A 25,093-nucleotide genomic window follows, 5' to 3' on the forward strand; every position below is an offset into this window, starting at 1 on the left:
TTAGAGTATAACAACACAGTAAATTAAAACAACCAAATGAAAAAGAATCAATTCGTTTTTCTGTCAATATTGGTTTTGATGTTTTGTCAAATAAGTGTAGGGCAAGAATTATCAAAACAAGTCTCCAATTATGTTGAAATACAAGATCCGATAGTCGCCATCAAAAACGTTACTGTAATTGATGGTACTGGCGGCGCGGTAAAATACAATCAAGATATTTTATTGAGAAATAATTCCATTGCGGCTATTGGAAATACTGGAAATATTTCGCTTCCTAAAAATATAAAGATCATCGATGGCACCGGCAAAACGGTAATTCCAGGATTGATCATGCTGCACGAGCATTTATTTTATGCAAAACCTTTCAGTGGAAAATACAAAGGAACGCATATGACCAATACTTTTCCGCAACTTTATTTAGCTGGCGGTGTTACAACAATGCGAACAGCAGGAAGTATTGAGGCTAATTCAGATTTGAACGTAAAGAATTTAATTGATAATGGACAAATGGTCGGGCCTTCAATGGATGTTTCCACGCCTCATGTAGAACGCTTGGGTTTTATTCCACAACTACAGTCGCTGTATGGTGATGAAAGCATCGATAATTGGTTAAACTATTGGTTCGATAAAGGCATTACCTCAGTAAAGGTATATAATCATATCACTAAGGAGGATCTAAAGGAAATAATTAAAGTGTCTCATAAAAAAGGGATTAAAGTTACTGGGCATCTATGCTCGATAACCTATCGTGAAGCTGCTGAAATGGGAATTGATAATTTAGAACATAGCTTTATGGCTTCAACAGACTTCGTTACTGGCAAACAAGAAAATGAATGTGTTTATGGCGAACCATCTTTAAATGAATTAGATGAGAACGACCCGAAGATAATAGCACTAATGCAATTTCTTATTGGTAAAAATGTAACACTAACCTATACACCAACTGTCTTCGAGCCCTTTACCAATAGAGAAGTTATTCCTGGTGGTGGTAATGATGCGCTCGGCCCGCATTTACTGGAACAAATGCAAACGACTTATGACCGAATGATCAATACTGAAAGAGACGCTGAGAGCTTAAAAAGCTTTCAAAAAGAAATGAAACGTGTGATGAAATTTCATGCCATGGGTGGAAAAATCACCGTAGGAACAGATCCAACTGGAAACGGAAAAACAATTGCTGGTTATGCAAACCAACGATTAATTGAACTACTTGTAGAAACGGGCTTCAGTATCGAAGAAGCTATAAAATTGGCAACATTGAATGGTGCTGAATATTTAGCTATTGAAGCTAAAACAGGAACCATAGAGGTTGGTAAAGAAGCAGATCTAATATTACTAGATGGCGATCTTACAAAAGATATTTCAAACATTAGAAACATGGAATTAGTTTTTAAAAATGGAGTTGGATTTGACTCCAAAAAAATATTTGATTCTGTAAAAGGGAAGGTTGGATTATATTAATTCTATTATAAGTAGCCCATTCTTTAATATCCTAACTTTATAACATATCACTACATTACCATACATGAATCCCATCCGTTTAGCAATCATTGAAGACGAAGAATTGATTCAAGAAAGTTTAAAGACCTTTTTTGATTCGGTAACGGAAATAGATTGCCTACTAATTGCATCAAGTGTCGAAGGTTTCCTGAAAGAAACTCAAACGATAAAAGTACTTCCGGATGTGCTATTATTAGATATCAATCTATTGGGAATGACAGGGATTGAGGGAATACCGTTATTATTAAATAGAATGCCAGAAGTAGACATCATCATGCTTACTACATTCGAAGACAATGACAGTATCTTTAAAGCCCTTTGTGCTGGGGCATGTTCTTATTTGTCTAAAAAAACACCATTAAAAAAGATACAAGAGGCCGTAGAAGTAGTAAACAGTGGCGGATCATATATGTCACCTTCCATTGCGAGAAAGATTGTTAATCATTATGCCCCTAGGTCTACTAAAAAAAGTGTGCTTTCATCCCGTGAGAACGATGTAGTGAGAGGTATTGTCGCTGGAAAAAGCTATAAAATGATAGCAGATGATTTGCATGTTTCTATTAATACCATTCGTACTCATATTAAAAATATCTATAAAACACTAGGTATTAATAGCAAAGCAGAATTAATACGGAAGTCGTATGATAATAACTTGTAGATTTTCGTCTTGTAGTTTATCAGATAACGAAGACCATTATTAATCTTCAAGCAAGCTAGCTATTTCTGCTGCCAGCCATAACTGTTTATAAGCAATGAATTCTGACAACCTGTCAGCAACTTTGACGTGGCACAATGATTGACTTATAGAGATTGTAAAATAAAAACATAAATAACAACATTTATATACAACTACTATGAGTAAAATAATTGGAATCGACCTAGGAACTACCAACTCTTGTGTGGCTGTTATGGAAGGTAGCGAACCAACCGTAATTCCCAATGCAGAAGGTAAAAGAACAACACCTTCTGTAATCGCATTTGTAGATGGTGGTGAAATTAAAGTGGGAGACCCTGCCAAAAGACAGGCAGTGACCAACCCAACAAAGACCATTTCTTCTATTAAACGTTTTATGGGGAACAAGTATTCAGAATCAAAAGCTGAAGCTGAACGTGCCGCATATGAAGTGAAAAAAGGAGATAATGACACACCGCGTGTAGATATCGACGGGCGTTTATATACGCCTCAAGAATTGAGCGCTATGGTGTTACAGAAAATGAAAAAAACAGCCGAAGATTACTTGGGCCAAGATGTAACAGAAGCAGTAATTACTGTTCCTGCATATTTTAACGATAGCCAAAGACAAGCTACCAAAGAAGCAGGAGAGATCGCTGGATTGAAAGTTCGTAGAATTATCAACGAACCAACAGCAGCTGCTTTGGCTTATGGATTAGACAAAAAAGGAAAAGATCAGAAGATCGTTGTATTTGACTTTGGAGGTGGAACACATGATGTTTCTATTCTAGAATTGGGTGACGGAGTTTTTGAGGTATTGGCTACCGATGGCGATACACACTTAGGTGGTGATGATGTAGATCAAAAGATCATCAATTGGTTGGCAGAAGAATTTAAAAGTGAAAATGACTTAGATCTTCGTAAAGATCCTATGGCTTTACAGCGTTTAAAAGAAGCTGCTGAAAAAGCAAAAATTGAATTGTCATCTTCTGCACAAACTGAGATCAACTTACCTTATGTTACTGCAACGGCTTCAGGACCAAAACACTTGGTTAAGACCTTGACCAGAGCAAAGTTTGAACAATTGATCGATGACTTGGTAAAAAGAACTATTGAGCCATGTCAGACTGCTTTAAAAGCAGCAGGTTTAAGTACAAGTGATATTGATGAGATCATTTTAGTAGGAGGATCAACACGTATTCCTGCAGTGCAAGAAGCGGTTGAAAAGTTCTTCGGAAAAGCGCCTAGCAAAGGTGTAAATCCTGATGAGGTTGTAGCCGTTGGTGCTGCTATCCAGGGAGGTGTATTGAGCGGAGATGTAAAAGATGTTCTTTTATTAGATGTTACGCCACTTTCATTGGGTATTGAAACTATGGGAAGTGTAATGACAAAGCTAATCGATGCAAACACAACTATTCCTACAAAGAAGAGTCAGGTGTTTTCAACAGCAGCCGACAATCAGCCTTCTGTAGAGATTCACGTATTGCAGGGAGAGCGTCCTATGGCAAATGACAACAAGACAATTGGTCGTTTCCACCTTGACGGAATTCCACCATCACAACGTGGAGTGCCACAGATTGAAGTAACTTTCGATATTGATGCAAATGGTATCATTAAAGTGAGCGCAACCGATAAGGCAACAAATAAAACACAAGATATTCGTATTGAAGCATCTTCTGGTTTAACTGAAGAGGAAATTCAAAAGATGAAGCAAGAAGCTGAGGCAAATGCTGATGCTGATAAAGCTGCAAAAGAAGCGGTAGATAAGATCAACGAAGCAGATGGAATGATCTTTCAGACTGAAAAACAACTGAAAGAATTCGGAGATAAGCTAAGTGATGATAAAAAAGCGCCTATTGAAGCTGCTTTGGAAGAATTGAAGAAAGCGTATGAATCAAAAGACGTAGCAACTATTCAACCTGCTTTAGACAAAATCAACGAGGCTTGGAAAGTAGCTTCTGAAGAAATGTATAAAGCACAAGCAGAAGGACAACAAGGAGCTGAAGGATCGGATGCAGATGCTAAGTCTGATGGTGCTGGTTCTGAAAGCAGTGATGTTGAAGATGTAGATTTTGAAGAAGTGAAATAGTATTGACGGTCTAAATTTTAATTAGATTTTAAATAATGAAAAAGCCCAACCGAAAGGTTGGGCTTTTTTTTGTCTCATTCTATGAAGCAATCTTTATTCGCAAGTAGCTTTAATTGCATTTACGATGGCAATGTTAGATCGTTCTTCGTTAAGGATCCGTGCAACATCTTCTGGACCTTCCCATGTAACAGTTGTCAAGTCTTTACAGTTGTCTTTGTCTAGATAAACAACGAGTGATTCTGAGCCTCTTCCTCGTCTGCCAAAAGTGAGGGAGCCATTCGGGCAATCGCCGCTACCTGAAAAGCTTACCGTGCCTTCAAAACCATTAATAGTAACACCGCTAAAAATACTTATATCAACATCTAAGTCTCCTTGGATGTGGATTTCACAGCCTTCGTTCGATGTTAGTGTAACGTCTACTTTGATCTTTTTACGACTATTGTTTGTGGTGGTTTCTTGTTGTAAGTCGGCATTTGTTGGAGTTTGCGTTTCGATATTATCCTTACTACAAGCCGATAACAATAATACAAATACGAAGAGTGCGGTGGTTTTGATAAATTTTTTCATGATCAATTATAGTTTATGGTTTATATAACTAACTGTTACTTGAATCATCCTTTTGTTACCCACATAGTATATTAATTTTATTAAAAATTCATTTTGTAGTTATTTTAAGGTCTGTTCCCTTTTGGTAAACCTGAATATTTTTCGGTTTTATATGAATTCAAGAAAATGCCCTATCTTGAATTTTATAATAAAAGATAATTACTATGGATTCAGTTTCAACTCTTATTCTTGCCGGAGCTCTTATTATAATTATGCTCGGAATGGGTTTGTCTTTAGTGACCCAAGATTTTAAACGAATCTTTCAGCACCCCAAAGCTATTTTTATAGGTTTGATAAATCAATTAATACTGTTACCATTGGTTGGCTTAGGAATTGCCGTATTATTTCCTATGCAGCCGGAGATAGCGGTTGGAATTATGATCTTAGCTGCTTGTCCGGGAGGGCCAACATCAAATCTTATTAGTTTTATGGCAAAAGCCGACCTGGCCCTGTCAGTAACCTTGACGGCTTTCAGCAGCTTGATTACTATATTAACTATTCCATTTATTATCAACTTTGCCCTAACCTATTTTATGGAAGCAGGCACCGTGATCGAGCTCAATATATTAGAGACCATAGCACAAATCTTTATTATAGTGGTAATTCCAATCACCATTGGAATGCTTGTGCGCCGTTTTCAACCAGGCTTTGCTCAACGCATGGGGAAACCTGTTCGTATTGCTTCTGGAATCGTACTTGCACTTATTATTATAGGATTGGTCATTAAAGAGCGAGCTCATTTCGCTGATTATTTTGCTGATGCTGGAATAGCAACCTTTTTACTCAATATTATTACTATGTTTTTGGGATATACCAGCGCAAGATTGTTTGTTTTACCTCGAAGACAGGCTACATCAATTGCAATTGAAGCAGGTATTCAAAATGGCACATTGGCCATTACCATAGCAATAGTTTTATTAGGAAATACATCCTTTGCAATTCCTGCTGCAGTTTATAGCTTAATTATGTTTTTGACCGGGGGAGTAGTAGTGTATCTTTCTCATAGAAAGTAGTTGTTATTATTATGGGTAATAACCTTATAGGTATTACACTTTTTGTGGAAAATCTCATGTTTGTATAAAAAAGAACGGCTCCCTGTGAAGGAAGCCGCCCAAACCAAATAAATCAATTAGTAATTACACACTAACCAATAATCGGATCACCCGAAGGTGAAATAATAATCTCACTTATTATGAAAACTAATGTTACTGCAATAGTATAACTATTGCTAGATGTCTGAAAATACGTTGACGAGTTTAAAAGGTGTTACATCGAAAACCGCAATCTTTAGAGGCAATTGCTTTATTTTATACAAAAAAAAACGGCTCCATATGGAGCCGTCATTAAACAAATATAAATTCAAAAGTATATTAATTTTCATCGTCGCTTGATTCAATAGCGATCACAGTTTTAGCAGATGGAGTAAGTATAGGTTTGTCAAGATCTAAGTATGTTCCAGAATTACGTAGCATAACTTCAGAGAAACGTTCCATTTCCGTAAAATTATTTTCAGCTACTACAAGTTCTCTTAAACTTCTTGAAGTTACAAGTCCTTCTGGAATAATACCCGTAAGGTCATTGTCGAAAACATTAAGAACTACCAAATTATTTAAAGCGCCAATACTCGTTGGTAGATCACCACTTAATTTATTGCTACTAACGTGTAATTCTTGAAGTTTAGATAAATTTCCAATACTGGACGGAATCTCGCCGATCAAAAAATTTCCATTAAAAGATAATACCTCTAATTGATTCAAATTTCCAATACTTGAAGGGATGGTACCTTTCAATCCATTAAACGCAAGTTCTAAAACCTGTAAATGTTGAAGATCACCTATAGAAGAAGGAATGGTTCCATTAATATTATTAAATAACAAACTTATTCCGGTTACTTTGTTGTCTTTAACAGTAACTCCTTGCCATTCCGAAACAGGAATATTAATATCCCAAGTATTCGTCCAGGCTTCACCATTCGTGGCAATATAAAGGTCTAGAAGTGCTTGTTTCTCTTTTGTGCTTACTTGTCCTATCATTACAATAGAAACCAAAGCAAATGCGAAGTTTAGTAGTATCTTTTTCATCGGGGCTAGTTGTATTTTCTTACAATATATTATAAATAAACCAAACATTTAGTTATAATGCAACTAATTTCGATGAAATGCACTATAAATTGTACTACTTTTCTTTCAAATTTAAAATAAAAGGTTCATAGACCTCGTGTATACCTTTAAAAACTTCGATAGTAAGCTTGTTTCCGAAGAGTGCAGTTCCCTTTAGTTGTTCTTCGCTTTTTCGCGCCTCTGTAATGTATTCATCCTTATCTCCGTAGAGATAAGTCACCTGAGTGTTCAATGGCAGATACTCAAAATCTTCCGAAGTTAGTTCTGTAGGAATACCTCCCGAATGTAATATGAGGTGGTCACAAATTATTTTGCGGCTCGCTAACCAACGCGTGGCAATAGAAACACCTTGTGAATACCCTAATACAATCAAACGAAACTTTTGATTGGGCTTTTCGGTTTTCCATACTTCATCTATATAGTTAAGTACGTTTTGTGTTTCTAATTTTGTGTTTTCTTTGGTAAGCCAAGACGCACCAACATGTTTAAAGTTTGTTCCCTGATAATATTTTGAAGGTGCCTGCGGAGCAATGATAAAATTTTCTTCTGAATTCAGCTTAGAAAAATGCCTTGCAAAGTACCTGCTTAAATGCCCCATCCCGTGAAAAACCAGCCAGACGGTCTTTGTTTTTTCTGAAAGAACATTAACGGTAGAATAGGTATTTATACTTGTGTAGGATATATCTTTTTCTGAGATCATTTGTCTAATTTTCGGTATTTTTACAAATGTAAAGTAAAGCAATGAAGAACTCCAAAGAAGAAATTTTAGCTCAATGCGCCAAGATGTGTGAAAATACATTAATGCAAACCTTAGAAATTGAATTTGTTGATGTTACTGAAGATTCTATCACCGCACGAATGCCTGTCACACCTCGAGTACATCAACCAGATGGCGTACTTCATGGCGGAGCGTCTGTTGCCTTGGCGGAAAGCGTAGGTAGCGCTGGCGCCTTTCTTTTCTTGGATGCCGAAAATATTGCAATTCGCGGCATTGAGATCGCAGCCAATCATGTAAAAAGTGTTAAAGATGGATTTGTATATGCCACTGCTAAGATCTTACATCAAGGGAGAACTACTCAATTATGGCAGATAAGAATTGCAAATGAGGAAGACCAACTCGTTTCTATGGTAAAACTAACTACTCTTACATTACGTATATAGTATTATGACTACAACACTTTGGAAAGAAAAATTACAAAAAGCATATGCCAATAAAGTACCTTTTGTTTGTTATTCAGAGCCCAATTGCAACTCCATAACGATCTGTATACAAAAAGATACAACTATACATACCTATTCACAATTTGATGAACCTGCCTTTATTTTGGCTCCGTTCAATGCCGAAATTGACACCTACGGTATTCCTTTATCACAATGCGAAATTATTACCATACCGCTTCCCGATAAAAAAGAAAATGAATCGGCTACCAAAGTAAAAGAGAATCTAACAGCCAGACGTTCGCATGTTAAACGGGTAGAGCAGGCAGTTGAAGCAATTGAGAACGGTTTTTTCCAAAAAGTAGTGCTAAGCAGAAAAAAGGAAGTCAAATTAAAAAGTTTTTCCTTAGAAAAACTTTTAGAGGAACTTTTTGGAAGGTATTCTGATGCGTTTCGATATGTTTGGTATCATCCTGCGACCGCACTTTGGTGTGGGGCAAGTCCAGAAATACTACTAAAAATAGGTAATCAGGAATTTCATACGATGGCATTGGCCGGAACTAAGGTTTTTCATGAATGCTATGAACCTCAATGGACTAGAAAGGAGCTGGATGAACAAAAGATCGTAACCGAAGCCATTCAGGATAGTTTACAAAAGGTAAGCTCAATTTTTAAAATTTCAAAAACCTACAATCGTAGAGCAGGGAATATGGTTCATTTATGTACCGACATTAAAGGGATCCTTCGAAAAGTACAGCCAGAGATTCATGAATTTGCGAATGCATTGCACCCAACACCAGCAGTTTGCGGAATGCCTGCGGAAGTGGCAAAATCCTATATAAACAAACACGAAGGCTACGATAGAGAATATTATACTGGCTTTATAGGGCTTGTAAGTAAGAGCAAAACAAAGGCTTCATTTTTTGTAAACCTTCGATGTATGAAAATTGAAGAAACTACGGCCACTCTTTATGTGGGTGGAGGAATTACTTTTGAATCAAAACCTGAAGATGAATGGACGGAAACACAAAATAAGTTACAAACTATGTTGCAGGTAATAGAATCCATGCGCTAAAATTTCAGCGCTAGTTCGTACCTTTGTAAAGCATGAAATTTTCCAATAAGATCCTTTCGCAAACTGTAACGCAATTGTGCTTAATAAAAGGTATTGATCATATCGTTATTTCGCCTGGCTCAAGAAATGCTCCTTTATCTATAGGCTTTACGTCTCATCCGTCATTCTTCAACTTTAGTGTTGTAGATGAACGCTGTGCGGCCTTTTTTGCCTTGGGAATAGCACAACAATTAAATAGACCGGTAGCTTTAGTTTGTACTTCTGGTTCGGCGTTACTCAATTACTATCCGGCAATTGCTGAAGCATATTACAGCGATATTCCTTTGGTGGTTATTAGTGCAGATAGGCCATCAGAGTATATTGAGATTGGGGACGGGCAAACCATAAAACAGGAGAATGTTTACGCAAACCATATTCTATACAGCGCCAATACAAAAGAAGGGGAAGACCATCAGTTATATAACGAAACTGAAATCAACATTGCATTAAATACAGCAATAGAGCTTCAAGGGCCTGTTCATATTAACATCCCGTTTTCTGAGCCGTTATACGAAACGGTCACTGAACCCACTGTTCGTCCGCAGCACGTTCCTGCGAGAATGGCCTCTTTTTCTTCAGAAGTTATTTCCGAAGAGATCAAACCCTTGATAACACAATGGAATACGGCTTCAAAAAAGCTTATTTTAGTAGGTGTGTTGCCGCCTAATAGTGTAGAGCAGCGATATCTGGATGTTTTGGCAAAAGACCCAAGTGTTATTGTAATGACCGAAACGACCTCTAATTTACATCATGAAAACTTCTTTCCTGCCATTGATCAATTGATAGCGCCTTTAAGTTCTGTAGAATTTGAGGAGCTTCGCCCTGAAATATTGCTCACATTTGGTGGGATGATCGTTTCTAAAAAGATAAAGGCGTTTCTTCGTAACTACAAACCCAAGACTCATTGGCATATAGACGCGAAAAAGGCGTATGACACATATTTTATTTTAGACAAGCACCTTCGCTGTGGGATCAATCAATTTTTACGGACATTTACTTCGGAAGTGTCTTTGACGCCAAGTTTATACCAAGAGCATTGGCTCAACGTTCGGAATCATAGAATATTGAAACACGCAGACTATATCAAGCAGATCCAGTTTTCTGATTTTAAAGTATTTTCAATGATTTGTGAGGCGCTTCCGAAGCAAACAGATGTACAATTAAGCAACAGTACAGTTATAAGATATGCCCAGTTGTTTGATTTTCATGAATCGAATGCAATTTTTTGCAACAGAGGAACGAGTGGTATTGACGGAAGTATGAGTACTGCTATTGGAGCAGCTGTTGCTTCTGGAAAACCTACAGTATTTATAACGGGTGATCTTAGCTTTTTATACGATAGTAACGCTCTTTGGAATAACGCTTTGCCAAATAATTTTAAGATTATTTTGATCAATAATGGTGGCGGAGGAATTTTTAGAATTCTGCCCAAGGCAAAAGAAATGGATCATTTTGAAACCTTTTTTGAGACGCGACACGGACTTACAGCAAAACATCTTTGTGAAATGTATCGCGTTGAATACAGTTCGGCTACTGACGAAAACTCGCTAAAAAAGGCCCTTCGTGATTTGTTTGATAAGAACGATGAGCCGTCATTATTAGAGGTATTTACCCCTTCCGAAGTAAACGATAAAATTCTACTTGACTACTTTAAATTTATAAAGTAATTATTGAGCAAGGATCTCAGTTGCCCAACTATTGGCATCCTGTAGATTTTCAAATGTTCTAAATGGTTTTTTATAGAATTTTTTTTCTAACGATCTGGCCGTGCTACGTCCAGATTCACTATAACTCACAACGGCTATTCCTTTAAGATTAGGTATCATTTCAAGGTATTTATAATCGTTTGGATCTACAGCATACGAATTTACACGATGCGAAATATACACCACTGATCTTGTACCAATTTTGGTAAGGAGTTTTAGAAGAATATACATTCCTGTTCCGAAAGATACAGTGACATCTTCACGAGCTTCCATCATTATAACGGTATCATAAATATAGATACTTCCTAAGTGGGTCTCAAACTGTTCCTGAAGAACCAACTCAGTGATCTTTTGTGGGGCTGATAATAAACTCATATTTCAAATGTACATACAGGTGAAGTAAGTCCTACAAATTAAGAAAATAAAATCAATTATTTTCGTTGTTCGGACTAAAACGCAGATGAGTGGAGATTTCTCTTAACTAAAAATTATGAAAATTGCTGAATTATTTGATCAAATGGCCCTATAAAGATTTATAAATTTTAGATTACACTTGTCGCATAGCTTGCTTTTTTGGAGCGGGTAAAATTGTATCTTTGTACCATGATGAAATTAGGGGAATACAATACGCTTACAATATTAAGAGAAACAGAACCTGGTTTGTATTTAGGTGATGCTGAAGAAAATGTGGTTTTACTTCCACATAAATATAAACCTGAAGAGTTTGAAATAGGAGATGAGATTCGTGTTTTTGTCTATCTAGACAATGAAGAACGCCCTATTGCCACCACGCTAGAACCTTTTGTAACCTTAAACAACTTTGCGTATTTGCACTGTAGCGATGTGACGAAATATGGGGCTTTTATGGATTGGGGATTGGAAAAACAATTATTTGTTCCTTTTAAAGAGCAGGCTCGCCCAATGAAATTAGGGAATTGGTACATTGTCTATGTGTATCTAGATGATAAAACAAACAGACTTGTAGGTTCGAGTAAAACAAATAAATACCTGAGTAATGATCAGGTTGATCTGGAAATTTATCAAGAGGTAAATATTTTAGTCACACATTTAACCGAAAAAGGTGCTAATGTGATCATTGAAGGAAAACATCTGGGACTTATTTATATTGAGGATATCTTTGAAGATATTCGTACGGGCGACCGTCTAAAAGCCTATGTCAAGAAAATTCGCGACGACAATAAGATCGATGTGGTCCTGCAGGCTCCTGGTTATCGGAGTATAGAACCCAATGCTAATTTTATATTAGACGAATTAAAAGCTGCTGGTGGATTCTTAGATTTGCACGATAAAAGTGATCCTGAAAAGATCAAGAATGAATTGGGCATGAGTAAAAAAAGTTTTAAAAAAGCTATTGGAACACTCTATAAAGAAAAGCAGATCGTGATCAAAGAAGATGGGATCGAGCTAATTTAATACCCACGACCCACGCGATAGTGGGCGCATCGCGGGCAAATACCGAACGGCGGACAAGCATCTACAAAGCTGAGTCCGCGTTGTTCTTTATAAACGATATTTGTTACTCCAGAAGATTTATCGGCGCTATAACCGCTGTACCCGGTAAAACCATAGGTTTTTGCCTTGATAGGTGTAATTTCTGGAGCCACGGCAAAACTGTTTAACTCATTTACGGCAACAGCCATTTCTACCTGTTTTCTATAGTTATTGGTCGTGATCTTAAACGAAGGTAATTTTTCGTCAACCACAGCTGGTGCGGCATCTAATGAGAACCTTGAAGTGATTTCCGAATCCTTTTTAAATCCTGAAAATGCCTCTGTAGCAGGTAATGAATTCTCGTCTATGGTAAAATAGCGTGAATCAAAATCGTATTGTGCAAAACAAAACAGTGGTGCAAAAAAGAAAAGAAATATCCAGTTTTTCATAAAGTGATTATAGCAAAAATCATACCCATTATAAATTTAATTTTTTTGCTGTTGCATTGGGCACAGCGTCCTTGTGAACAGTAATGCTAATTGCCTTTAACCGCATATAGGCCTCACTAAAATATACATACCCACCATTTGCGTTTCTCTTTTCGTCGGTTCCCCAACTATTCTTAACCTTATAATACTTCGTCCCGTTTTGGTCGCGAATCATGCCCGTAATATGCATAAGGTGATCATCTGTTGTTGTAAAATTCTCAAACTCGTCTTGACGATATTGCTGTGTGACCTGCATCTCTGGGTAAACGCCTTGTAGTGCTAAAATGTTGTTTTCTGAATCCTTCGGAATAACTGCAACGCCGTCTTTTGAAGAAAACGTTTTTTCGCTTACATCGCAATCTAATTCAACCGTAAAACCCTTTTCTAATGCGTTATCAATAGCGCCTATCATTTCGTCTAATGGAACATTATAAAAACTTCCGTAGCTCCAATTATCTGGAATATTCAGAATAAATTCAGAATAAAATGGCGCTTGCATAAATGAAGTAATCGTAACATAATTTGCCGGTTCTATTTTTGTCATCTTCCGAAAGCTCTCAGGCGTATATTGTTTTCCACGATAGGTAAATGAATTAACATTTTCACCTAAATACACATCCAAAACGGCCTCCATCGCCTGCCGCCAATTCTTACTCAGCTTTCTTCCAGGGTTGTCTACATAGGTGTTTGCCATTGCGGTAAGTACAGCAACCAACTCTGCGTGGTTATGTGACTCTTCCATGGTTTGTAGTCCGCTAAATGCCTCATTTGGAACGAGACCATAATCGCGTACTGAATTCATCACGTCATGAGCGAGTCCGCCTTCACTAAACTGGGCTTTACCTTGACGCATAACATAGTTTTCAGCTTTCTTCGGGTAGGTGTTTCGTACCGTATACATCTCTGAAAGATCGATCTCGTTTCCTGTAAGTCGGATGATCTCAGATTCTAAAAAAGAAGAAGTCGAAAAACTCCAACACGTTCCTGTGCGACCCTGACTAATAACTGGAGTGGCCTCCAAGTCAATAACGGTATTAAATTTATAAGGTTCTTGTGCCATTCCTGAAAGAGAGAGGAAGGCTATTCCGAAGAAACAGAGAAGGTTTTTCATGGTATTATTTTATCTTTGAAGTAAAAATAACAATTATGCTCAAACCTAACTGGAAAACAGCAAAAGAATATAGCGATATCACCTATAAAAAGTCGCACAATGTGGCGCGAATAGCGTTTAATAGACCAGACGTGCGTAATGCATTTCGTCCAAAGACAACATCTGAATTACTTGACGCCTTTCATGACGCTCAAGAAGACATCAATATTGGTGTTGTTTTACTTTCTGCGGAAGGGCCTTCAAGCAAAGATGGCGTTTATAGTTTTTGTAGCGGTGGCGATCAAAAAGCACGTGGACACCAAGGCTACGTGGGGGAAGATGGCTATCATCGTTTAAATATTTTAGACGTTCAACGCCTCATTCGCTTTATGCCAAAAGCAGTTATTTGTGTAGTTCCCGGTTGGGCAGTTGGCGGCGGACATAGTTTGCACGTTGTGTGTGATATGACTTTGGCGAGTAAAGAGCACGCGATCTTTAAACAGACCGACGCCGATGTAACTAGTTTTGATGGTGGCTACGGAAGCGCCTATCTTGCTAAGATGGTAGGTCAAAAGAGAGCTCGTGAGATCTTTTTCCTCGGAAGAAATTACAGCGCGCAAGAGGCGTATGATATGGGGATGGTGAACGCGGTTGTACCACATGACGAATTAGAACAAACGGCATTCGATTGGGCGCAAGAAGTCTTAGGGAAATCACCAACTTCCATTAAAATGCTCAAATTCGCCATGAACCTTACCGATGACGGAATGGTTGGACAACAGGTTTTTGCAGGAGAAGCGACCCGATTGGCCTATATGACCGAAGAAGCGAAAGAGGGGAGAGATGCCTTTCTTGAAAAACGTGCCCCTAACTTTGATAAGAAGTGGTTGCCATAAAGTACGTTAATTTTTGTATATTATAAAAAAAATAGAAGACAATGAATTCATCTAAAAAAATATTCACTTTAGCGATTGTGGCTCTTTTCTTTGTAGCACTAGGTTTTCATGCTTGTGCCAAGAAAGAAAGTCCTATGGTTGATGATGACTTTATTAATGTCGATGATGAACCGGCTCTGGTGTTTCCAGAAGTACTTTTGGTACTCGACACATTGTCCTTGAATACATATATACTCAGGGCAACACTTACCGAGCATAACCAAACGATAGTTGAATACGGTTTTAAATTTGATGAAACAAAGGTTGTTATAGGTGAGAATTTAACTGATATTGTTTTTGAATCGGAAACAATTGATTATTTAGAGAATTTTAATGAATATACTTTTGAGGCTTTTGTTACTGTTGACACTGAAGATATTTTAAGTAATGCTATAACGCTTCAACCGCAACCACTTATCTCTGTTACTAATGGTCGTTATTTCCCAGGTGAATTACGTGTAGGGCAACAAGGGTTTTTAATTGAAGATTATTATTATGTTGGAGCTGGTGTAGATGCTACCGGTCCCGGTCCAACTGCTATGTTTTATGATTTTTGGCGCTATCATGTTGATTCTGATAGTTGGCAGGAAATGAGTAATCTTACAGAAAAAGTTACATTTCACACTGCATTTTCTATCAATAATCAGGGCTATTTTGTGGCAGGTGGGATGCAAGGTCCTAACTCAGGTGTTTTTTATCCATCGAAAAAAGTTTTTCGGTACGATGCAGTTAGTGATGAATGGAACACAATGAACGAATTCTCAGGAACCGAAAGAACATTTCCAATATCATTTACTATTGGTAACGATGCTTTTGTAGGTTTGGGTAAAAAGTATTCCACTTTTTTAAAGGATCTATGGAAATACGATGTTAATTCAGATTCATGGACGCAAATGAACGATGTTTCAACGAGCAATATCAATGCGCGATATTCGGCAATTGTTTCAAATGATACGCACGCTTACCTTATTGGGCTAGTAGGGGATCTTTTTAAAATGATGATTTACAATCCTATAACAGATACTTGGATTCAAGCCGCTACTTTCGAACCAATAGGAGATCACAGTCGTCAGGAACCAACTGCATTTTTTCTGGATGAGAACACAATTGGCTTTTTGGCTCAAGACCGTTTTGATATTATGTCTATGCCTGAAAATGGTCTGTGGGTGTATTCTATTGACAACGATCAATGGAGTCATATAGCATATGAGAACCTTCCACAATTTGGGCGGTTTGGTTTTAAAAATAGTTTTAATTATGAAGATAAAATTATAACTATGCTGGGTGGAGGCTACTTAAATCACACCCCATATGGTGCTCGGGAGGTTTACCTCATTACATACGATTAATAATTGTTAAATAGTGAAGTGTGTAATGTCAAAGTATGTTTATTAATTTAATTCTGAATAGCGTTATAGAACATTTTACGGCAAAGAAAGCATCATAATTTAACTTGGTTTCAAAAACTCTCATCAAATATTGATGAGAAATGGCTCCCAGGTATAAATAAAAGATCATTTTAACAAAACCCTAGAAATTCATCAATGCCTAATTTAGACTTTATTCGAGCATACATTGAAGATATTGCTCATGTTTCTGATGAAGACTGGGCCTATTTTTCGACTAAATTATTTAAAGAAGAGTTCCGAAAGAAGACAATAATTTTGAAGGCCGGTACTGTTGAAAATCATATATCTTTTATTGAACAAGGAGTGGTAAGGTTGTATGTTCCTAAAGAATTTAAAGAGAAAGAGATCACATTTGGATTTAGCTTTAAAAATCAATTTGTAAGTGCATATGATTCCTTTATAACCAGGCAGCCATCTAACTATGAGCTTGAAACTTTAGCAGATACGGTTCTATATCGTATGTCTTATCAAGATCTACAAGAAGTTTATAAAGTAACAAAAATTGGAAATTTAATTGGTCGTTTGGTTGCCGAACGGTTGTTTTATATCAAATCTAAAAGAGAACAATCGTTACTCAACGAAACACCGAAACAACGGTATTTAAATTTGTTTAGTGAGCGCCCTGAGCTGATTCATGTTATCCCGTTAAAGTATGTAAGTTCCTATATTGGAGTTACCCCGCAAGCATTAAGTCGCATTCGAAGACAAATTACTTAATTTAGGTTCATTGTTTGGCGTTGTTATTGCTTCTACCTTTGTAAAAAAAGCAATGACAATACTTATATTTATTATCGTACTGTGGTATGGTGGGTTATTTTTTCAAACCTTCTTTCTTCATAGATATGCAGCTCATCAAACATTCACCATGTCTAAAGTGGTAGAAAAGATCACCTTTATTTTAACTTGGTTTTTTCAAGGCTCAAATTACTTGAGCGCCTATGGTTATGGTGTCATGCACCGAATGCATCACGCATACGCCGATACAGAAAAAGATCCACATTCCCCTAAATACGATCTGAACGTATTTTCGATGATGTGGCGCACTAAGAATATTTATGCCCAGATCAATCAAAAGAAAATTAAAGTAGATGAAAAATTCACTAAAAACGTCCCTCAATGGGAGCGATTTGATGCTTTTGCAAGTTCTTGGATCTCTAGAGTAAGCTGGGGTGTTGGTTATGCAGCGTTCTTTCTAATTTTTGCAACCACATGGTGGGAATGGCTATTTTTACCTGTTGCCCTCTTTATGGCCCCAATTCATGGCGTTATCATCAATTGGTATGCACATATTTATGGGTACGTCAATTTCAAATCTAAAGACACGTCAAAAAACTTATTTCCTTTCGACTTCTTAATGATGGGTGAAGGCTACCACAATAATCACCATAAATATGCAAGCCGTGCCAATTTTGGAGGTATCCGCTGGCATGAAGTTGATGTTACTTATCAAATCATGAAATTCCTAAATCTTATAGGAATAATCAAAATTAAGAGAGTACAACGCATTTCTGCTTAGAATTGCGTAAATAATAGAGCGCCTATTTCCTGATAAGAAATTGTAGCCTAAAGCAGTTTTTTAGTGATCTTTTGAAGGTCTCTAGCCAAAAATCTACGTTTTAAGAGCTACAATTGATCAATTCACGTTGTTTTTCTTCTGAATTTTCATTTTTTTGCCGCTGTAGGATTATCACATTCGCATTTTAGACACTTCCGATAGAGGCATAATATGAATTTGACAAAAACCACGATACTAAATTTTAGATATCTCAATCATTGTCAATTAAATACAGTTTGTCTATGATAGTATAAGTAAATGATAGACTTTAGTTGGTTAAAATTTTAACTATGCGAAATGCTTTTATCAATGGGACTGGATCATATGCCCCAGAAAATATCGTAAAAAACGATTATTTCGAAACCGTTGGATCATCTGATGAATGGATTTATAAAAACTTAGGAATTAGGGAACGTAGAATTTCAACAGGGGAGACTACAAGTGACTTAGCAGCAAAGGCTGGTTTGGAGGCAATTAGTAATGCCAACCTTGTACCAGAGGCTATCGATCTTATTATCGTAGCAACTGCCACGCCAGATAGACCTGCTCCTTCATGTGCGTGTTTTGTTCAGGAAAAAATCAAGGCTAAGAATGCAGTGGCTTTTGATATTTCTGCAGTATGTTCAGGCGCACTTTTTTCTATCTCAACAGCTGTACAGTTTATAAAATCGGGGATGTACAATCATGTTTTAGTAATAGGAGCAGATACCTTTTCTAATATAACCGATTGGACCAGAAGAGATGCGGTCTTTTTTGGCGATGGGGCCGGAGCCATGGTCATTTCAGAAACAAAAGAAGATAAAGGATTTGTTGATTTTTTATTGCATTCAGATGGAACAGGAAAAGATCATTTTACGGTGCTGGCTGGCGGCTCTGCTGAACCAACTTCAGAAGAAACATTAAAATCAAAACGACATTTTTTCCAAATGAATGGTCAGGAAGTATTTAAAACAGCGATAGATGTTGTTCCAAAATGCATCAAGAATCTTTTGGACAAGAATAACTATAAGATTGGTGATATTTCGTGCATGCTACCACACCAGCCCAGTATTGGAATCTTAAAGAAAATTGCCGAAAAAATTGAAATGCCTTTCGAAAAGGTAAAAACGAATATGGATCGCTACGCCAATACTTCAGGAGGCACTATTCCAATAATTTTGGATGAAACTAGAAAAAATGGCGGATTCAAAAAAGGCGATATGGTATTATTTGCGGCAGTTGGTGCAGGCTGGACTTGGGGTTCGGCTCTCTACAAATGGTAACCATTTCTTTGATACTATTTATTAATTTAAAAAATAATATATGCTTTCAGAAAAAACCTTTTTAATAACGGGTATTGCAGATAAACACTCACTGGCTATGTATGTAGCAAAAGAAATACTAAAACAAGGTGGACAGGTAATTTGTACTGGTTTGGGAGTGAGTCCATTTCATGACAACTTATCAGCTAAGGCCGAAAATTTTTTAAATAAAAATTTTGCTGATTTTAAAATCGCAGTGCGTTCCGAACTTGGAGATTCCCGCGTAGAGATTCTCGATGTTACTTTAGAAGAAAATATGGACGATCTGTCAAAACGCCTAAAGGATGATAACATTAAGCTTCATGGATTATTACATGCTATTGCCATGGATAAAACAATTCGAAATAAAGAAGTAAAGCCTTTACTTCAGGTGACAAAGGAAGAATTTTGTGATACTATGGACGTTTCTGCATATTCATTGATCAGACTAACACACTCTTTGTTTAAATATCAGGTACTCCAACCTGGAAGTTCTATATGTTCGATAAGTTACATTGCCGCTGCGAAAGTAACCTTCCATCCGTACCGAAATATGAGCATCGCAAAAGCAGCATTAGAGCGTATCACTATAGAACTAGCCGACGAGCTAGGAAGATTAAATGGAACCCGTGCCAACGTAGTTCGTTTTTCAACCTATATGGGAAGCAAAGCGGGGAATGCTACATTAACAACCTTAGATGTAGATACAGCGAATAAAATGAGCCCACTTGGCAATGCCTCACCTCAAGATTTAGCACATGAAGTTGTTCATCTTTTTAGACCAAACGGAAGGATCACAGGAGAGATTAGACATGTAGACGGGGGATATCACATCACGGGATGATGACAATGAGAGAGGTCAATGAGTTGCCCATAAGAATTTTATTAAATTTATAGAATAGTTGAAAATAGTTTAAAGACTGTTCTTTGTTAAATAAACTATCTGACACATTTTTAAATTAAGCAAATAAAGAAGCTTTATGAAAAATCTAACAACACTCTTTTTGGTATTCCTTGTATCCTTTGGGTTATATGGGCAAAATCAAAATATATCAAACGGGAATATCTTTGATGGTGAACCTTATATCATAATGAATCCGAATAACGCTGATCATCTTGTGGTGGCTTGGATGGGCTGGGCTGGCGTAGGTAATAGGATAAAAATTAAGACTAGGGTAAGTTTTGATGGAGGCGGTACATGGAGCGCAGTTGTTGAATTGCCGCATGTTGATCCGAGCTATACTTCTGCAGATTGCTCAATGGCCTTCGATTCAAATGGAAACTTATATGTAAGTTATATAGATTCAACTGGAACCGATTCAAGTCCGATTGAAGGGGGTATTTATCTTTGTAAATCGGATGATGGTGGACTCACATTTGACGCTCCAACTGAAGTGTTAAATATAAATGCCGATCCGCCGCGAATTCCTGTGGATAGACCATGGATATCGATAGACCGTTCCCAGACTGCCACAGATGGTTTTATTTATATAACGTCAATGAATGCGGCAGGAGCCATGACAGATTACCATCCCTATCTGTCTATCTCAACCGATGGTGGTAATAGCTTTGAATGGAAAGATCTTGATACTCCAGGTTGGCTCTCTGGAAATGCTATTGAAAGACCTATGCCTGCTCCAACGGTTAGTGAATCTGGAGTATTGCATGCAATTTATCCATCTTATGTAGTAAGCCAGAATATATTGCCACAATATATTATAGCATCGTCAAATAATGGTGGTAGTAGTTTTACCTATAATAGTGTTTTTGCATCAGCGACCACTCCAAGTAATGATCCGCTACCAAAATTAGGCTATATACTCCGTTCGAGCCCTGCGAATTCGGCTGTGCTAGCTTTTGTTTATCCCGCAAATGTCAATGCGGATTTAGATATTTTTATTCGTTTAAGCGAAGATGCTGGGGTTTCATGGTCGGATGCAATTCGCGTTAATGACGATTCCGTAGGAAATGATATTATGCAAGATCTGGTTTGGGCAGATTTTGATGCCAACGGTGACTTAGTCGTTAGCTGGCGTGATAGAAGAAATGGAAACGCCAATACTTATGAAACGGCATCTGAAATATGGGCGGCATTTTTACCGGCAGGATCTACTGCGTTTGAACCAAATTTTCAGCTTACAAGTGAATTGGTGTCATATAATAATGTACTGGCATCGGCAGGTAATGATTTTATGAGTATTCAATTAGATAACGGAATAATACACGCTACCTGGGGTGATCCACGTGCTGATGTTTTGAATATCTGGTATCAAAGATCACTAACCGATGGAACCATTTTAGGTTTACAGGAAATAGCAATAGAAAATAGAGTAGGAATGATTGCTTACCCAAACCCTACTACAGAGATTGTAAACATTAGTTTGCCAAAAGTAAAAGGATATAAATTATATGATTCTGCGGGAAAACTAGTAAAATCGATAAATAATTTAAATGAGCCTAATTATTTTGAGATCAACATGAAAAGGTACAATCCGGGAATATATTTTGTTGAATGTTATGATGAAACGAAAACATACACATCGAAGATCATAAAGGAATAATTGGGTTTTGTGAGGATAATTTCAGTAAAAATAAATCCTGTTATTGTTCATATAAAAGATCAGGACTATCAACTTAATTGAATCAATAGATTTTTATCCTTTTCAGAATAAAATGGTTAAAGTAATTAAAGAATAATAATGCAATATCATGGGAAAGAAAGTTAATTTTATCATCTTATTTTTAATCGTAGTCATTTGTGTTTTTACAGCAAGCCAATATCAAGAATTGACCTCTGAGATCGACTCTGGAGATACTGCTTGGATGTTGGTAGCTAGTGCATTTGTTTTACTCATGACTCCTGGATTATCGTTCTTCTATGGGGGAATGGTCAATAAAAAAAATGTTATATCTACTATGCTTCAAAGCTTTATAGCACTTGGTGTCATTAGTGTGCTTTGGGTAATGGTTGGATTTAGTTTGGCATTTGGAGATAGTTTGGGAGGAATTATTGGTAATCCTTTTACCTATTTTGCATTTAATAATGTAGGTTCTGAACCAAATCCTGCTTTTTCTTCTACGATTCCTTTCTTGCTCTTTGCGCTTTTTCAGCTGAAATTTGCCATCATTACACCAGCTTTGATCACTGGTAGTTTCGCTGGACGTGTCCGGTTTAGGAGTTATATATTCTTTATGGTTTTGTTCAGTATTTTTATTTACAGTCCGTTAGCACATATGACATGGCATCCAGATGGTCTATTTAGAAATTGGGGCGTATTAGATTTTGCCGGAGGTACGGTGGTTCACATGTCTGCTGGTATAGCTGCCTTGGCAGGAGCTGTTTTTCTTGGCAAAAGAAATTCGGCTTTTAAACAACCTGCAAATGTGCCATTTGTTATACTAGGTACTGGACTACTTTGGTTTGGATGGTTTGGATTTAATGCCGGGTCGGCGCTGGGAGCAAATTCAGATGCGGTAATTGCATTTGCAAACACAAATATAGCTTCAGCAACAGCAATGATCACTTGGGTATTCTATGAAAGAATGTTAGGACGTAAAATGTCTGCCGTAGGTGCCTGTATAGGTGCCGTGGTCGGACTCGTAGCCATTACTCCTGCAGCTGGCTTTGTCAATATTGGGCAGTCTATGTTCATCGGCTTTATAGCCGCCATAATATGTAACTGGGCTATACATTTGAAAAATAAATCAAGTATCGATGATACGTTAGACGTATTTCCTAGTCATGGTATAGGAGGCATAGTTGGTATGCTATTAACAGCGGTGTTCGCATCGGGAGTAGGACTCATATACGGTGAAACCACAACATTTCTCTATCACCTTTTGGCGCTTGTGATCACATTTATATACTGCTTTGGAGTTAGTTATGTACTCTATATGTTAGTAGATAAAATACTAACGATGCGCGTGAGAGAAGATCAGGAGGAGGTAGGCTTAGACCTTAGTCAGCATGGCGAAAAAATACAATGACACATTCAAATAGCTTAAAAATCAGTTTAAGCTATTTGAATGTGTCAAAAAACTGGGTTTAAATTGTATTTTGAAATTAGTATCTGCCTAGAATTTAACTTCTGAAACAGAATAAATTTCTGCAAAGGAGGCTATGACAGTACTTGAAAATCTCTTACCGCATTTTCAATTTTAGTTTCGCCTGTTAGGATCTCAAAGGCTTGATTTTTTGCTACTTCAGTATCCAAACTTTTTACTAAAGTGCGAGCTACATCCCAACGTGGAATCTCGCCTTGTTCGTTCAGTTTATGGCCTAATTTAATTTTTCCAAGTCCCTCCTGATTGTTGAGAGTACCTGGTCTAACGATACTAAATGTCAATCCACTAATGTCTAAATACTGATCGGCATTTTGTTTGGCTTGTAAATAATCTTTTAGTTCTCCCTGTGGGTTATCTGCACCCATTGAACTCAGCATCACAAATTTCTTTATATGTTCTTTTTTAGAGGCATCAATTAATCTTTTGGCACCTTCTTGGTCTACATTGACCACATCTTTCCCTCCTGATCCAGCAGCAAAGATAACTCTGTCAATTCCTTTTGTAGTATGCGAAACATCTTGAGCTAAATCGCCCAAAACCGTCTCAATACCTTGATTTTCAAAATCAGCTTGCTGTGACTTATTACGAACCATAGCCACTGGTTGATAATTTGAAGATTGTTTTAATAAATTGATTACTTTTTGTCCGGTAGTGCCTGTCGCACCAGCTACTAATATCTTTTCCATACTCTAATATAGACACGATAAAATAAAAGAACTTGCTGCTTAACGAATTTTAACTTCGGAAAGATCCAAATTTAAGATGCTTTAACAAAAAAGAGCTTTTTTATATTAAGGGATATTAATTATGGCAAATCTCTTAGTCGTTTTGCTTTCTGATTTGTCGTACCGTTAGAGTGCTACCGTCATGACTCCATCCAGGGGGAGCGAATACATACATGAATTTATGAAACCAATTCTTTGATTTTTTAGTGTCTTCCCATATATTTTTGTATTCATGTGTTAAGATAATATACAAATTATGCGAATTGGGGGGCTTAGAAACCCCGTATTCAATAGTTACAGAATCATCTAGTTCTTTCCAGGTACCAAAAATTCTGTCAAATACATTTAAAAACCCACCGTGATTTTTATCCATATATTCGATGTTTCTTGCATGATGTACCTGATGCATTGTATGGGTATTGATAAAGCGTTCGAAGAATCCAAGATTGGTAATATACTTTGTGTGTAATTGGAATTGCCACAGAGCCTCAATCCCTAAACATACTACCAGCATTTCTGGCGAAAAGCCTATCATTACGATCCAAACATAAAAAAAAGGTTTGTAGAAAATTGTGAACCAGCCATTGCGAATAGCAGTACCTAAATTAAAATTAGAAGAGGAATGATGAACAATGTGTGCCGCCCATAATATTCTTACCATATGATTTTGCCGATGAAACCAATAATAAGTTAGGTCGTCAAGGAGCATGCAAATAATCCATAAATACCAGGCATAGCCAAATGACTTCCATCCAAAAATATTGGTACGTACTCCATCTACCAATGGATTGAAAATGTCGTAAACGAAATTAAAGACAAAAATTATAGAAACAACCTTAATCAATGCACCAATAAAGGCAGAACCAATACCGAGCAATAAACTCGCCTTTAGATCTTTCCATTTATAAAGCTGCTTGTCATGAAAAACTTTACTGTATGTAAGTTCTAAGGCAATAAATCCTAAAAAGCAAGGGACTCCATACACTAAAGGGTTGGTAAAATCCATATGATACAACTCAATTATTTCGTTTAAATGAAAATGTTATTATTTAGGACGAGATAATGATTATATCTATGCTTCCTAGCTAATCGTAAAGTGCATAAGGTACAAATTGTAATTGACAGAAC

Annotated in this window: 24 protein-coding genes; 16 read left to right on the forward strand and 8 right to left on the reverse strand. The window is 37.0% G+C overall.

What is annotated here, in order from left to right; all coding sequences use genetic code 11:
* Nucleotides 1-36 precede the first annotated feature (36 nt).
* The 3 genes from ACY2RU_RS14365 to dnaK all read left to right on the forward strand — a co-directional run bounded on the left by ACY2RU_RS14365 (nucleotide 37) and on the right by dnaK (nucleotide 4,262).
* Entirely contained in the window at nucleotides 37-1,461 is a 1,425-nt protein-coding gene (locus tag ACY2RU_RS14365) for an amidohydrolase family protein (RefSeq protein WP_490139170.1), read from the forward strand.
* Nucleotides 1,462-1,525: 64 nt separating this feature from the next.
* Nucleotides 1,526-2,158, forward strand: a complete 633-nt coding sequence (locus ACY2RU_RS14370; protein ID WP_490139171.1) for a response regulator — start codon at nucleotides 1,526-1,528, stop codon at nucleotides 2,156-2,158.
* 196 nt (nucleotides 2,159-2,354) lie between these two features.
* Nucleotides 2,355-4,262 carry a molecular chaperone DnaK gene (gene dnaK, locus ACY2RU_RS14375; protein WP_490139172.1) on the forward strand — a complete coding sequence of 636 codons (1,908 nt, stop codon included), beginning with the start codon at nucleotides 2,355-2,357 and terminating at the stop codon, nucleotides 4,260-4,262.
* A 93-nt stretch (nucleotides 4,263-4,355) separates the two neighbouring features.
* Here the strand turns inward: dnaK and ACY2RU_RS14380 are convergent, their stop codons facing one another.
* The gene (locus ACY2RU_RS14380; protein WP_490139173.1) at nucleotides 4,356-4,829 is read right to left on the reverse strand and encodes a hypothetical protein; all 474 of its coding nucleotides are present in this window, start codon (nucleotides 4,827-4,829) and stop codon (nucleotides 4,356-4,358) included.
* Between the two features lie 203 nt (nucleotides 4,830-5,032).
* Here ACY2RU_RS14380 and ACY2RU_RS14385 point away from each other — a divergent pair, with 203 nt between their 5' ends.
* Nucleotides 5,033-5,881 (forward strand): bile acid:sodium symporter family protein, encoded by an 849-nt coding sequence (locus ACY2RU_RS14385; RefSeq protein ID WP_490139174.1) that lies wholly within the window; start codon nucleotides 5,033-5,035, stop codon nucleotides 5,879-5,881.
* Between the two features lie 357 nt (nucleotides 5,882-6,238).
* Here the strand turns inward: ACY2RU_RS14385 and ACY2RU_RS14390 are convergent, their stop codons facing one another.
* The gene (locus tag ACY2RU_RS14390; RefSeq protein ID WP_490139175.1) at nucleotides 6,239-6,949 is read right to left on the reverse strand and encodes a Two component regulator three Y domain protein; all 711 of its coding nucleotides are present in this window, start codon (nucleotides 6,947-6,949) and stop codon (nucleotides 6,239-6,241) included.
* 94 nt (nucleotides 6,950-7,043) lie between these two features.
* Entirely contained in the window at nucleotides 7,044-7,688 is a 645-nt protein-coding gene (locus ACY2RU_RS14395; protein WP_490139176.1) for an alpha/beta hydrolase, read from the reverse strand.
* 41 nt (nucleotides 7,689-7,729) lie between these two features.
* On the opposite strand from ACY2RU_RS14395, the gene ACY2RU_RS14400 reads away from it, so the two are divergent.
* Genes ACY2RU_RS14400 through menD form a run of 3 tightly spaced genes read left to right on the forward strand, consistent with a single transcriptional unit; the run spans nucleotide 7,730 to nucleotide 10,927 of the window.
* Entirely contained in the window at nucleotides 7,730-8,149 is a 420-nt protein-coding gene (locus ACY2RU_RS14400; protein ID WP_490139177.1) for a PaaI family thioesterase, read from the forward strand.
* Between the two features lie 4 nt (nucleotides 8,150-8,153).
* Nucleotides 8,154-9,221, forward strand: a complete 1,068-nt coding sequence (locus ACY2RU_RS14405; RefSeq protein ID WP_490139178.1) for an isochorismate synthase — start codon at nucleotides 8,154-8,156, stop codon at nucleotides 9,219-9,221.
* A 32-nt stretch (nucleotides 9,222-9,253) separates the two neighbouring features.
* Entirely contained in the window at nucleotides 9,254-10,927 is a 1,674-nt protein-coding gene (gene menD / locus ACY2RU_RS14410; protein WP_490139179.1) for a 2-succinyl-5-enolpyruvyl-6-hydroxy-3-cyclohexene-1-carboxylic-acid synthase, read from the forward strand.
* Here the strand turns inward: menD and ACY2RU_RS14415 are convergent, their stop codons facing one another.
* Entirely contained in the window at nucleotides 10,928-11,341 is a 414-nt protein-coding gene (locus tag ACY2RU_RS14415) for a hypothetical protein (RefSeq protein WP_490139180.1), read from the reverse strand.
* Nucleotides 11,342-11,569: 228 nt separating this feature from the next.
* Between ACY2RU_RS14415 and ACY2RU_RS14420 the strand changes: the two genes are divergently transcribed.
* The gene (locus ACY2RU_RS14420; RefSeq protein ID WP_490139181.1) at nucleotides 11,570-12,400 is read left to right on the forward strand and encodes a CvfB family protein; all 831 of its coding nucleotides are present in this window, start codon (nucleotides 11,570-11,572) and stop codon (nucleotides 12,398-12,400) included.
* Here ACY2RU_RS14420 and ACY2RU_RS14425 read toward each other — a convergent pair.
* Both ACY2RU_RS14425 and ACY2RU_RS14430 read right to left on the reverse strand, forming a co-directional pair.
* Entirely contained in the window at nucleotides 12,397-12,867 is a 471-nt protein-coding gene (locus ACY2RU_RS14425) for a hypothetical protein (protein ID WP_490139182.1), read from the reverse strand. The genes ACY2RU_RS14420 and ACY2RU_RS14425 overlap by 4 nt on opposite strands.
* Nucleotides 12,868-12,895: 28 nt before the next feature.
* Complete coding sequence (locus ACY2RU_RS14430; RefSeq protein WP_490139183.1) at nucleotides 12,896-14,017, reverse strand: C1 family peptidase; 1,122 nt, start codon at nucleotides 14,015-14,017, stop codon at nucleotides 12,896-12,898.
* Between the two features lie 35 nt (nucleotides 14,018-14,052).
* Between ACY2RU_RS14430 and ACY2RU_RS14435 the strand changes: the two genes are divergently transcribed.
* The 8 genes from ACY2RU_RS14435 (at nucleotide 14,053) to ACY2RU_RS14470 (ending at nucleotide 23,162) form a co-directional block, all read left to right on the forward strand.
* Nucleotides 14,053-14,892 carry a 1,4-dihydroxy-2-naphthoyl-CoA synthase gene (locus tag ACY2RU_RS14435; protein ID WP_490139184.1) on the forward strand — a complete coding sequence of 280 codons (840 nt, stop codon included), beginning with the start codon at nucleotides 14,053-14,055 and terminating at the stop codon, nucleotides 14,890-14,892.
* A 41-nt stretch (nucleotides 14,893-14,933) separates the two neighbouring features.
* Nucleotides 14,934-16,280 carry a Kelch repeat-containing protein gene (locus ACY2RU_RS14440; RefSeq protein ID WP_490139185.1) on the forward strand — a complete coding sequence of 449 codons (1,347 nt, stop codon included), beginning with the start codon at nucleotides 14,934-14,936 and terminating at the stop codon, nucleotides 16,278-16,280.
* A gap of 195 nt (nucleotides 16,281-16,475) precedes the next feature.
* On the forward strand, nucleotides 16,476-17,057 hold the full coding sequence (locus ACY2RU_RS14445) for a Crp/Fnr family transcriptional regulator (RefSeq protein ID WP_490139186.1): 582 nt from the start codon (nucleotides 16,476-16,478) through the stop codon (nucleotides 17,055-17,057).
* 52 nt (nucleotides 17,058-17,109) lie between these two features.
* Nucleotides 17,110-17,856: an acyl-CoA desaturase gene (locus tag ACY2RU_RS14450; RefSeq protein WP_490139187.1), complete on the forward strand. Its 747-nt coding sequence runs from the start codon at nucleotides 17,110-17,112 to the stop codon at nucleotides 17,854-17,856.
* Nucleotides 17,857-18,185: 329 nt separating this feature from the next.
* Nucleotides 18,186-19,157 carry a 3-oxoacyl-ACP synthase III family protein gene (locus ACY2RU_RS14455; protein ID WP_490139188.1) on the forward strand — a complete coding sequence of 324 codons (972 nt, stop codon included), beginning with the start codon at nucleotides 18,186-18,188 and terminating at the stop codon, nucleotides 19,155-19,157.
* Nucleotides 19,158-19,197: 40 nt separating this feature from the next.
* Nucleotides 19,198-20,019 carry an SDR family oxidoreductase gene (locus ACY2RU_RS14460; RefSeq protein ID WP_490139189.1) on the forward strand — a complete coding sequence of 274 codons (822 nt, stop codon included), beginning with the start codon at nucleotides 19,198-19,200 and terminating at the stop codon, nucleotides 20,017-20,019.
* A gap of 136 nt (nucleotides 20,020-20,155) precedes the next feature.
* The gene (locus tag ACY2RU_RS14465; protein ID WP_490139190.1) at nucleotides 20,156-21,736 is read left to right on the forward strand and encodes a T9SS type A sorting domain-containing protein; all 1,581 of its coding nucleotides are present in this window, start codon (nucleotides 20,156-20,158) and stop codon (nucleotides 21,734-21,736) included.
* 148 nt (nucleotides 21,737-21,884) lie between these two features.
* The gene (locus ACY2RU_RS14470; protein WP_490139191.1) at nucleotides 21,885-23,162 is read left to right on the forward strand and encodes an ammonium transporter; all 1,278 of its coding nucleotides are present in this window, start codon (nucleotides 21,885-21,887) and stop codon (nucleotides 23,160-23,162) included.
* A 131-nt stretch (nucleotides 23,163-23,293) separates the two neighbouring features.
* Here the strand turns inward: ACY2RU_RS14470 and ACY2RU_RS14475 are convergent, their stop codons facing one another.
* Nucleotides 23,294-23,926: an SDR family oxidoreductase gene (locus ACY2RU_RS14475; RefSeq protein WP_490139192.1), complete on the reverse strand. Its 633-nt coding sequence runs from the start codon at nucleotides 23,924-23,926 to the stop codon at nucleotides 23,294-23,296.
* A gap of 133 nt (nucleotides 23,927-24,059) precedes the next feature.
* Nucleotides 24,060-24,971, reverse strand: a complete 912-nt coding sequence (locus ACY2RU_RS14480) for a sterol desaturase family protein (protein WP_490139193.1) — start codon at nucleotides 24,969-24,971, stop codon at nucleotides 24,060-24,062.
* Between the last annotated feature and the right edge of the window lie 122 nt (nucleotides 24,972-25,093).

The organism is Ulvibacter sp. 2305UL32-6, from assembly GCF_058148545.1.

Coding starts and splice junctions, on each gene's coding strand:
- ACY2RU_RS14365 (WP_490139170.1), top strand. CDS start 37: ATGAAAAAGAATCAATTCGTTTTTCTGTCAATATTGGTTTTGATGTTT.
- ACY2RU_RS14370 (WP_490139171.1), top strand. CDS start 1,526: ATGAATCCCATCCGTTTAGCAATCATTGAAGACGAAGAATTGATTCAA.
- dnaK (WP_490139172.1), top strand. CDS start 2,355: ATGAGTAAAATAATTGGAATCGACCTAGGAACTACCAACTCTTGTGTG.
- ACY2RU_RS14380 (WP_490139173.1), bottom strand. CDS start 4,829: ATGAAAAAATTTATCAAAACCACCGCACTCTTCGTATTTGTATTATTG.
- ACY2RU_RS14385 (WP_490139174.1), top strand. CDS start 5,033: ATGGATTCAGTTTCAACTCTTATTCTTGCCGGAGCTCTTATTATAATT.
- ACY2RU_RS14390 (WP_490139175.1), bottom strand. CDS start 6,949: ATGAAAAAGATACTACTAAACTTCGCATTTGCTTTGGTTTCTATTGTA.
- ACY2RU_RS14395 (WP_490139176.1), bottom strand. CDS start 7,688: ATGATCTCAGAAAAAGATATATCCTACACAAGTATAAATACCTATTCT.
- ACY2RU_RS14400 (WP_490139177.1), top strand. CDS start 7,730: ATGAAGAACTCCAAAGAAGAAATTTTAGCTCAATGCGCCAAGATGTGT.
- ACY2RU_RS14405 (WP_490139178.1), top strand. CDS start 8,154: ATGACTACAACACTTTGGAAAGAAAAATTACAAAAAGCATATGCCAAT.
- menD (WP_490139179.1), top strand. CDS start 9,254: ATGAAATTTTCCAATAAGATCCTTTCGCAAACTGTAACGCAATTGTGC.
- ACY2RU_RS14415 (WP_490139180.1), bottom strand. CDS start 11,341: ATGAGTTTATTATCAGCCCCACAAAAGATCACTGAGTTGGTTCTTCAG.
- ACY2RU_RS14420 (WP_490139181.1), top strand. CDS start 11,570: ATGATGAAATTAGGGGAATACAATACGCTTACAATATTAAGAGAAACA.
- ACY2RU_RS14425 (WP_490139182.1), bottom strand. CDS start 12,867: ATGAAAAACTGGATATTTCTTTTCTTTTTTGCACCACTGTTTTGTTTT.
- ACY2RU_RS14430 (WP_490139183.1), bottom strand. CDS start 14,017: ATGAAAAACCTTCTCTGTTTCTTCGGAATAGCCTTCCTCTCTCTTTCA.
- ACY2RU_RS14435 (WP_490139184.1), top strand. CDS start 14,053: ATGCTCAAACCTAACTGGAAAACAGCAAAAGAATATAGCGATATCACC.
- ACY2RU_RS14440 (WP_490139185.1), top strand. CDS start 14,934: ATGAATTCATCTAAAAAAATATTCACTTTAGCGATTGTGGCTCTTTTC.
- ACY2RU_RS14445 (WP_490139186.1), top strand. CDS start 16,476: ATGCCTAATTTAGACTTTATTCGAGCATACATTGAAGATATTGCTCAT.
- ACY2RU_RS14450 (WP_490139187.1), top strand. CDS start 17,110: ATGACAATACTTATATTTATTATCGTACTGTGGTATGGTGGGTTATTT.
- ACY2RU_RS14455 (WP_490139188.1), top strand. CDS start 18,186: ATGCGAAATGCTTTTATCAATGGGACTGGATCATATGCCCCAGAAAAT.
- ACY2RU_RS14460 (WP_490139189.1), top strand. CDS start 19,198: ATGCTTTCAGAAAAAACCTTTTTAATAACGGGTATTGCAGATAAACAC.
- ACY2RU_RS14465 (WP_490139190.1), top strand. CDS start 20,156: ATGAAAAATCTAACAACACTCTTTTTGGTATTCCTTGTATCCTTTGGG.
- ACY2RU_RS14470 (WP_490139191.1), top strand. CDS start 21,885: ATGGGAAAGAAAGTTAATTTTATCATCTTATTTTTAATCGTAGTCATT.
- ACY2RU_RS14475 (WP_490139192.1), bottom strand. CDS start 23,926: ATGGAAAAGATATTAGTAGCTGGTGCGACAGGCACTACCGGACAAAAA.
- ACY2RU_RS14480 (WP_490139193.1), bottom strand. CDS start 24,971: ATGGATTTTACCAACCCTTTAGTGTATGGAGTCCCTTGCTTTTTAGGA.